The sequence below is a fragment of the Paenibacillus glycinis genome, from assembly GCF_009909185.1.
GTDB lineage: Bacteria > Bacillota > Bacilli > Paenibacillales > Paenibacillaceae > Paenibacillus_Z > Paenibacillus_Z glycinis.
Window position 1 is genome coordinate 1 of record NZ_JAAAMV010000048.1, and the last position, 2,501, is coordinate 2,501.

At 60.7% G+C, this 2,501-nt stretch carries 1 protein-coding gene; it reads left to right on the forward strand.

What is annotated here, in order from left to right; genetic code table 11:
• Positions 1-2,501 (forward strand): non-ribosomal peptide synthetase (locus GT019_RS31450; protein ID WP_161747394.1); only part of this gene is annotated, 2,501 nt, incomplete at both ends.

Below are 2,501 nucleotides of genomic sequence, written 5' to 3' on the forward strand. Positions count from 1 at the left end.
CAGCTGGAGGGTCGGGTGGACCGGGGGCGCGTGGAGCAGGCGCTGAACAGCCTGATCGCGCGGCATGAATCGCTGCGCACGTCCTTTACAATGGCAGATGGCGAAGTCGTGCAGATCGTTCATCCGGCGCTGCCCTTCTCGGTGAGTGAGAAAGAGGCGACGGAAGCGGAAGCGGCGCAAGAGGTGGAAGCCTTTATTCGACCGTTTGATCTGAACGCTGCACCGCTGCTGCGGGTGGAGCTGGTGCAATTGGCACCTGAGCGGCATCTGCTGTTGATTGACATGCACCATATTATCGCCGACGGTGTGTCGCTGGGCGTGATGGTGGACGAGTTCACGAAGCTGTACGCCGGCGAAGAGCTGCCGGCGCTGCGCATCCAGTACAAGGATTACGCGGCCTGGCAGCAGGAGCGTCAATTCAGTGAGGCCATGAAGGAGCATGAATCCTATTGGCTGGAGACATTGGCGGGCGAAGTGCCGACGCTGCAGCTGCCGACGGATTATCCGCGGCCGACCGTGCGGAGCTTCGAAGGTGAGCGGATCGGGTTCACGTTGGACGCAGCGCTGGTCACCGGCTTGAAGCGGTTGGCCGAGGAAACGGGCACGACGCTGTATATGGTGCTGCTGGCGGCGTACAAGGTGCTGTTGTCGAAATATACCGGGCAGGAAGAGATGATCGTGGGTTCGCCGATCGCAGGCAGAGCGCATGCGGACGTGGAGAAGTTGATGGGGGTGTTCGTGAATACCCTGGCGCTGCGGAGCTATCCGACGGGCGAGAAGACGTTCGCGTCCTTCCTGGAGGAAGTGAAGGCATGCACGCTGCTCGCCTTCGAGCATCAGGAGTACCCGTTCGAGGAGCTGGTGGGGCAGCTGGAGCTGACGCGCGATCTGAGCCGGAATCCGTTGTTTGACACGATGTTCATCTTGCAAAATACGGAGCATGGGGTGCTGGAGCTGCCGGGACTGCGCATTGTGCCGTACGAGCAGGACCATCGCGCTGCGAAATTCGACCTGACGCTGCAAGCAGCAGAGCGGGAAAGCGAAATCGACATCAGCATGGAATACAGCACGGCCTTGTTCAAGGCGGAAACGATCCAGCGGATGGCTGCCCATTTCCGGCAAGTGTTGGAGGTCGTCGTAAGCGAACCGCAAGCCGCGATGAAAGACATGGGACTACTGAGCGAAGCGGAACGGCAGCAAATCCTGTTCGACTTCAATGCAACGACGGCAGACTACCCGCAGGACAAGACAATCCACGGGCTGTTCGAAGCGCAGGCGGAACGAACGCCGGACAATATTGCGGTCGTATTCGGCGAGCAGCAATTGACCTACCGGGAGCTGAATGCCCGGGCGAATCAGCTTGCGCGGGTACTGCGGGAGAAGGGCGTACAGCCGGACCGTCTGGTCGGTATCATGGCGGAGCGTTCGCTGGAGATGATCGTGGGCATAATGGCGATCCTGAAGGCTGGCGGGGCGTACGTACCGCTGGATCCTTCCTACCCGGCGGAGCGACTTACCTACATGCTGGCGGATAGCCAGGCACGCTGGCTGCTGACCACGCAAGAACTGGCAGGTAAGGTCGTCTTTGAGGGAGTTACCGTACGGCTGGATCGTCAGGCGCAGGATGAGGGGGACGCTGGGAATTTAGAGCCGAGTAGCCAAGCGACAAATTTGGCGTACGTAATCTACACATCGGGCTCGACCGGCCGTCCGAAAGGCGTCATGGTGGAACAGCAATCCGTGGTCAACTTCATGCACAGTATGGCAGAGCGGCTGGAGCTGAGCAGCGAGAGCGCGGTGCTGGCCATCACGACGTTCTCCTTTGATATCTTTGTGCTGGAGAGCGTGGTTCCGCTCTGTTACGGCGCGCGCGTCGTACTCGCCATGCAAGCGGAGCAGGAAAATCCGGCGGCGCTGGCGGCGCTGATCGTGAATCAGCAGGTCGATGTGGTGCAGATGACGCCGTCGCGCATGCAACTGTTGCAGCAAGTGCCGGACAAGGGCTGGCTGAAGCGGCTAGCTTCGATTCTGATCGGGGGCGAAGCTTATCCGGAGCGGCTGCTGCGCTTCCTGCAGGAGCAGAGCGGCGCGCGTCTGTACAATGTGTACGGCCCAACGGAAACGACCGTGTGGTCGACGATGGCGGACCTCACCGATGCCGAGGTGGTCGTGATCGGGCAGCCGCTGGACAATACCCGGATCTATATCGTGGATGCGCAGCAACGGCTGCAACCGGTCGGCGTTGCAGGCGAGCTGTGCATTGCAGGAGACGGTCTGGCTCGGGGGTACTTGAACCAACCGGAGCTGACGGCGGATAAATTTGCAAGGGATCCGTTTCAGGCGGGCGCACGGATGTACAAAACGGGGGACCTGGCGAGATGGTTACCCGATGGGAAGTTGGAGTACCTGGGCCGGATCGACCACCAGGTGAAGATCCGGGGGTACCGGATCGAGCTGGGCGAGATCGAAGCGCAGCTGCTCGGGATGGAAGCTGTGAAGGA